5 protein-coding genes and 1 pseudogene are annotated in these 7,082 nt (G+C 63.3%); all 6 read right to left on the bottom strand.

The window, feature by feature from the left end:
* Positions 1-740: CHASE domain-containing protein (locus RUW20_RS00880; RefSeq protein ID WP_313950300.1), on the bottom strand; the 740-nt coding region annotated here is incomplete at its 3' end.
* Between the two features lie 79 nt (positions 741-819).
* Entirely contained in the window at positions 820-1,971 is a 1,152-nt protein-coding gene (locus RUW20_RS00875) for a PatB family C-S lyase (RefSeq protein WP_313950299.1), read from the bottom strand.
* 13 nt (positions 1,972-1,984) lie between these two features.
* The gene (cysK, locus tag RUW20_RS00870; RefSeq protein WP_313950373.1) at positions 1,985-2,917 is read right to left on the bottom strand and encodes a cysteine synthase A; all 933 of its coding nucleotides are present in this window, start codon (positions 2,915-2,917) and stop codon (positions 1,985-1,987) included.
* A gap of 148 nt (positions 2,918-3,065) precedes the next feature.
* Positions 3,066-4,580 (bottom strand): annotated as a pseudogene (gene ilvA, locus RUW20_RS00865) (threonine ammonia-lyase, biosynthetic); the annotation flags it as partial.
* Between the two features lie 59 nt (positions 4,581-4,639).
* Positions 4,640-5,770: a YbdK family carboxylate-amine ligase gene (locus tag RUW20_RS00860; RefSeq protein ID WP_313950298.1), complete on the bottom strand. Its 1,131-nt coding sequence runs from the start codon at positions 5,768-5,770 to the stop codon at positions 4,640-4,642.
* Between the two features lie 2 nt (positions 5,771-5,772).
* Positions 5,773-6,963 carry a cation:proton antiporter gene (locus tag RUW20_RS00855; RefSeq protein WP_313950297.1) on the bottom strand — a complete coding sequence of 397 codons (1,191 nt, stop codon included), beginning with the start codon at positions 6,961-6,963 and terminating at the stop codon, positions 5,773-5,775.
* Between the last annotated feature and the right edge of the window lie 119 nt (positions 6,964-7,082).

The following is a 7,082-nucleotide window of genomic DNA, read 5'->3' as shown; positions in this document are numbered from 1 at the left end:
GCCGCGTCGAACAGCTGGTCCATGCTGAGAACTGCCAGCACAACGCCGAGAATGGCCGCGCGCCGCTGTTCACGGACTACCGGGACCCCGCCGCTACGATAGACCGGCGCGACGATGACCACCGTGTTGGTGTGCCGATTGTCGATCAGCAGCGGGCCGAGTGCGCTGGCCACCTGCAGGCCGCTGTCGATCGCCTGATCGATCAGCGGGCCGCGGCTGCTTGCCGCATGCAGGTTGACGCCGATGGCTGACTGGTTCGGTTCGAGTGGCACCGCATAAAGGACCGGAAAATAGCGTTGGCGGTCCTCCGTTGCCACCACCGCGCCTTCGGCATTACGTTCGCTGATCGCAAAGCGATCGCCCCACAGTTGCCGGGCGCTGCGTTCGAAGTCGGCACGATCAGCCGCCTCGACCACCGGCATCCAGCCAAAACCGCGGATGCCGTGATCGCTGACCATCGGCCCGGTGAACTTTTGGAAAGTTGGCCAGTCGACAGTATCGACACTGCTGAACAGGCGTTGCAGCGTCGTCAGATTGTCCAGTTGCTCCACGATTTGCCGGCTGATGAGATCAGCGCGGTTGGTCGCTGCCTGGCGGAAGCGCTGTTCAAGACGCTCGTCTGCAGCGCCCGATATCGACCGGCTGACCCAGGCGGTAAGCGACAAGGCGACGATGGCGACGCCAATGAGGATCACCCATCGGCCAGACCACAGCCTACGCAAAGGAGGAAGAAACGCCATTTGGTCGTGCCTGGCCGTGTCGGCACTCGAAGTCCTGCATGCTAGCCGCGCTACTGTATGAACGCAACGTACACAGAACTCATGGCCTCCGGTGGGGCAAAGCGGAGCAGGCCGTCAGCATGCGTTCCAGTGCTCTGTCGAGGGTCGCGCGTGGACAGCCGAAGTTGAGCCGTAGCCAGCCGGGAAAACCAAAGTCGACACCGCTGGAAAGGCCGACGCCGGCAGCCTCAAAGAAAGCTGCCGGATCGGCGACACCCAGATCGCGCGCGTCGATCCACGCCAGATAGGTCGCTTCGACGTGACTCACGGCCAGGCCAGGGACGGCAGCAAGCGCCGCTTCGACCCGATCCCGATTGCCGCGCAGAACCTTGAGCAGCGCTTGTCGCCAGTCTTCGCAGTCGCGATAGGCGGCTTCCATCGCCACCAGACCAAGGACGTTGGCGTGCGGGACGATGCCGCGCATCGCGGCGGTAAATCGACGGCGAAGTCCGGCATCGGGAATCACCGCAAAAGCACAGCCGAGCCCAGGAATATTGTAGGTTTTCGACGGTGCCATCAGGGTGATGCTGCGCCCGGCAAGGTCCGCATCGATCATCGCCAGGGGCTGGTGCTGGCGGTGCTCGTCGAGTTGCAAGCCGCAGTGGATCTCATCCGAGCAGACGATCAACTCATGCCGTTTGCAGAAGGCGGCAATTTCTTCGAGTTCGCTTGCGTCCCAGGCTCGCCCGACCGGGTTGTGCGGGTGGCAAAGCAGGAGCAGGCGGCTGTTCGGCTTCACGGCGCCGGCCAGCGCCGCCAAATCCCAGACCCAGCGGCCGGCATGCAGACGCAGCGCAGCCGTTGACAGCTGCCGGCCAGACAGGCGCGGTGCCGAGAGGAAAGGGGGATAGATCGGCGTCGCGGTGAGCACATCGCCGTCAACGGCCCGGCAGGCGACGTTGAGTCCGGTGACCAGTCCCGGCAACCAGATCAGCCAGTCCGTCTCGACCCGCCAGCCGTACTCACTTTGCAGGTGGCCGACCACCGCCTCGGACAACGATGGCCACGCCTCGGCGTAGCCGAAACAGCTCTCTGCGACGCGCTTTTCGAGCGCTCTGATGATCGCCGGCGGCGAGACGAAGTCCATGTCGGCAACCCACAGCGGGAGGACGTCGCGGCCGGCATATTTGTTCCACTTGACCGAATCCGCGCCGCGCCGCTCGATGACGCGCTCGAAATCGAAACCGTCCACGGCGCTAACCGGCTCAGACCTCGAGATGTGCGTAGAGTGGCGTGGACAAGTAGCGCTCGCCGAACGAGGGGATGATCACTACCGTCAGCTTGCCGGCATTCTGCGGCCGACGCGCGACTTCCATCGCCGCCCAGACCGCCGCGCCGGATGAGATACCCACCAGCAGGCCTTCTTCGGTGGCCATCCTGCGTGCGACAGCAAAGGCGTTGTCTGCGCTGACGCGCATCACTTCGTCGTAAATCCCGGTGTTCAGCACCTTGGGAACGAAGCCGGCGCCAATCCCCTGGATCGGGTGGGGTCCCTTCTGTCCACCGGACAACACCGGCGAGGCCTCGGGTTCAACGGCGATGATCTGTACGTCAGGCTTCCTCTCCTTGAGCACTTCGCCGACGCCGGTGATGGTGCCACCGGTACCGACCCCGGAGACGAAGATGTCGATCTGACCATGGGTATCGTGCCAGATCTCCTCGGCGGTGGTCGCGCGGTGGATGGCCGGATTGGCCGGGTTCTCGAACTGTTGCGGGATGAAATAGCGGGAATCGGCGGCCGCCATTTCCTCGCTGCGGCGGATCGCGCCGCCCATGCCGTCCGGCCCCGGGGTGAGGACCAGCTCGGCACCGTACGCCTTGAGCAGCAGGCGGCGCTCGCGGCTCATGGTTTCCGGCATCACGAAGCAACACTTGATGCCGCGCGCTGCGCAAACCATCGCCAGACCGATGCCGGTATTCCCCGAGGTCGGTTCGAGAACGATCGTTTCCGGGGTGATCCGGCCGGCGGCCTGCGCCGCGTCGATCATCGCCAGCGCGATACGATCCTTGACGCTGTGTGCCGGATTGCAGAATTCCAGTTTGACCGCGATGGTGCCGTCAATGTCTGCCGCAATGCGGTGAAGCCTGACGATCGGCGTATTGCCGATCAGATCGGTGACGCTGTTGACGATGTTCATGGGCATCTTGAAGATCTCCTCCGAAGTAGTCTTGAATAGACTGGTGTGTTGCCAATGGCGGCCTGCGGTCGGTCAGCGCCCTGCCAGCTGCGAGCTGGCGCGGAACCAGGGGCGCCCGGCTGGGCAAGGGGAATCACGGGCGATGAAACTAGCCCAGGAAAAGTTTGTAGGCCTGGTTGTGGGTCTCGTTGCAATACGCGTAACCAACTTTCTTGAGGAAGTCCTCGAACTCGCTCATCTCGTCCGGCGGCACCTGCATACCGACCAGCACGCGGCCGTAGTCGGCGCCATGGTTGCGGTAATGGAAGAGGCTGATGTTCCAGCCGGCACTCATGCTGTTGAGGAATTTCATCAGCGCACCCGGACGCTCGGGAAACTCGAAACGGTAAACGATCTCGTTATCGATGCGTGGCGAGTGGCCACCGACGAGGTGGCGGATATGGCCCTTGGCCATTTCGTCGTCGGTCAGATCGAGCGTCGGATAGTCATGCTTGCGCAGATGATCCAGCAGTTTGATTGACTCGGCACGGGAGGCGACCTGGACACCGACAAAGACGTGCGCGTCGCGCAGGTCGTTGTAACGGTAGTTGAACTCGGTGATGCCGCGCGGACCGATCAGCGAGACGAATCGCTTGTAGGCGCCGGGTTTCTCCGGCAGGGTGACGGCAAAGACGGCTTCGCGCTGTTCGCCCAGCTCGGCCCGCTCGGCGACAAAGCGCAGACGGTCGAAGTTGAGGTTGGCGCCGGATGCGGTGACCACCAGCGTCTTGTCTTTGAGCTTGTGGGATTTCGCGTATTCCTTGGCGCCGGCAAGTGCGAGCGCCCCCGCCGGTTCGAGTACGGCACGGGTATCCTCGAAGACATCCTTGATCGCAGCGCAGATGGCATCGGTGTTGACCAGGACCATTTCATCGACGTACATCTGACAGAGGCGGAAGGTTTCTTCGCCGACGTACTTGACCGCCGCACCATCGGCGAACAGGCCGACGTGATCCAGCCTGACGCGCTGGCCGGCTTTCAGCGAACGCGTCATGGCGTCGGCGTCGGTGGCTTCAACGCCAATGATCTTGATCTCCGGCCTGACCCGCTTGATGTACGCGGCGACGCCGGAAATCAGCCCGCCGCCGCCAACGCAGCAGAACACCGCATGAATCGGCTCGGCGTGCTGGCGCAGGATCTCCATGCCGATCGTTCCTTGCCCGGCGATCACTTCCGGATCGTCGAAAGGGTGCACGAAGCTGAGTTTTTCGGCCTTTTCCAGCTCCAGGGCATGCGCGTACGCGTCATCGAAAGACTCTCCGGCGAGCACGACTTCCCCACCCCTCGCCTGAACTGCCCGGACCTTGATCTGCGGCGTCGTCGTCGGCATTACGATCACCGCCCGGCAGCCGACCTTGGCGGCCGCCAAGGCAACGCCTTGCGCATGGTTGCCGGCCGAGGCGCAGATCACCCCGCGCTTGAGCTTCTCGGCCGACAGATGAACGATCTTGTTGTAGGCACCGCGCAGCTTGAAGGAAAAGACCGGTTGCAGGTCTTCACGTTTCAGCAGGATTCGGTTGCCGGTGCGCGCAGACAGGCTTGGCGCGAAGTCCAGCGGGGTTTCAATCGCGACATCGTAGACCCGCGCGTTGAGAATTCTTTCAAGGTAATCCGTAAGCATGGCGGCGGAGACAGCGCTCTTCCAGGGAAACCGGGGATTCTAGCAGTAGAAGCGGTCGCCGATCACTTCGTTCGCCCCTTGCGGAAGAGGGTTACCGCCGCGTCGACCATGCCCTGAACGCTACCTGCTTCGGTGAACTGCCGGCGAAGGAAGCTGGCGTGGTTACCTTCGGAAGTCACTTCACGGTGCAATTCGGCGAGCGCGGCCTCACTGCCGAGAGCCGTTGCATGCGGTGCCAGCCGCTCCAGGGTGGCCACGATATCGTCGCGCAGCAAGACGCTCTGGTTGCTCTTGGGGTGGACCAGCACCCCCTCGAGTCCGAAACGGCACGCCTGAAAACGGTTGTAGTTGTAGACCAGATAATCGTCCTCGACCGGAGCGGCTTCAGCGCGTTGCAGCAGCATGCGGCACAGTGCCTGCAGGTAGGCGGCCAGTGCGGCGGCGCGTTCGACGGTGAGCGGCGTATCGCAGACGCGCAGCTCGATGGTGCCGTACTCCGGCTGGGGGCGGATATCCCAGTAGAAGTCCTTCATGCTCTTCACGACCCCGGTCTTCTCCATTTTGGCGAAGTAGTCGTGCTCGAACTCGTGCCAGTCGAAAATCAAGGGGGCGCGTCCGCTCAGCGGAAAGGCGAATACCGAGTTCAGGCGTGCCGAGTCGAAGCGCGTATCGACCCCCTGGAAGAACGGCGAGGAAGCAGACAAGGCGATGAAGTGTGGCAGGTAGCGATTCATCGCATGCAGCAGGTAGAGGGTCTCGTCGGCGCTGGCGCAGCCGATGTGGATGTGCTGTCCGAAGACCGTGAACTGCTTGGCGAGGTAGCCGTACAAACCCGACAGCTGGATGAACCGGGGTTTGTCAGAAATGCGCTGGTCAGACCAGCGCTGAAAGGGGTGCGTGCCGCCACCGCAGACGGCGACGTTGAGCCGGTCGCTGGCGATCACCAGCGCGTCACGGATGCTGCGCAACTGTCCGAGGAGCTCGTCGTGGTGGCGATGCACGTTGGTGGCGATCTCGATCATGCTTTCAGTGATCTCGAGCTTCGCTTCGCCGGGGAACTTCTTTCCCTCAAGCAGGTGGAGGATGTCGCTGGCCGAGCCCGAGAGGTCGAAATCCGTCCAATTGACCAGCTGCAACTCGAGCTCGACGCCCATGGTCAGGGCTTCGCTGGCGTTGAAGGCGGTGAGCGCCATGCTCAGCGGTGTCCCGCCTGATGGGTTTCGCCGGCCCAGATCAAGGCGCGCTGGGTCACCAGCGGGCCGACCACTTCGAGCAGCACGACGATCGCCGCCAGGCCGGCAACCTGATCCAGTGCGTACAGCTTGAGGTGATGGGTCTGTTCGAGGAGGACGATCACCAGCACCGACATGGGCGTCATGGCCAGCCCGGTCAGCGCTCCCTTGCGCCAGGTGATTCCGCTCTGCTGGGCAAAGACGGTCGCCGCCGCCGTCTTGACGGCCAGGCGTACAAGAACGATGGCCAGCGCCAGTCCGATGCTGGTCGGTGCTGCCTGCCAGTCGAGTGAGGCAGCGACGAAAACAAACAGCAGGACCGTCAGCAGATCGCCGAGTGTTCCGAAGTTGCTCTGCGCTTGCGACAGGATTACCCGTCGATGCCGGGCGACCAGCCCGAAGGCCAGTGCCGCCATCAGTGGTGAGAACTTGAAGGCAAGGGTCAGCGCCGTCAGCAGCAAGGCGGCGACGGCGAAAGCGACGGTCGCGTTGCGATCAGCGTCGCCGATCTGGCGCAGCAGCGCCGGCACCGCAAGGCCGAAAACCGCCCCGATGCCGACCGACGCGCCGACCACGATCAGGCTGTTCCAGACCGCTTCGAAGGCGCTGCCGGCGCTGGCCACGACCCAATAGGCGACCACTGCCTTGAAGGTCAGAACCGAAAGCACGCAGTTGAAAGCCGTCAGGTGTAACAGGCGGTCGGTTACCTGACCGCTGCTGCGGATCTCGTTCGCCACCCGTAGTACGGCCGCCGGCGAAGTGGACATGGCCAGCGCCGACAGCAACAGTGCCGCGAGCAGGGGTACGGCAAACACCTTGGCCAACACGAACACCGCAGCAAACGTACTGACGGCTTCAAGCACGCTGGTTGCTCCCAGCCATGGATTGACGCGCAGCCAGCGCAGATTGATGCGGTAGCCCAACTCGAAAAGGATCAGCGCGAAGGCGAAGTGCGCGAGTAGAGTGACCGGCCCGCCCGACGGGTTGGCGAGAAATCCGCCCTGGTTTGCGGCCATGACGAAACCGGCGACTGCGTAACTGCTGATGCGCGGCAGCGACAGCGCGCGGTAGGCGACCTCACCGATTGTCCAGGCGAGCGCGATCGCGGCTGGCCACGCGATGCTTGTCAGTACGGTCAGCAGAGTCTCGGGCATCAGGTCATCTTTCGCATTCGCAGGCACGGTTGACGGAGCCAGCCAATCGGGGGAGCGAACCCTCGATTCCACGCTTCTCGTGGCCAGCCAGGGGTGATCGGTCGCTGCCGGGATTGTTG

The organism is Accumulibacter sp. (genome assembly GCF_032229525.1).
Lineage (GTDB): Bacteria > Pseudomonadota > Gammaproteobacteria > Burkholderiales > Rhodocyclaceae > Accumulibacter.
This window is presented reverse-complemented; position numbering and strand designations above follow the sequence as displayed.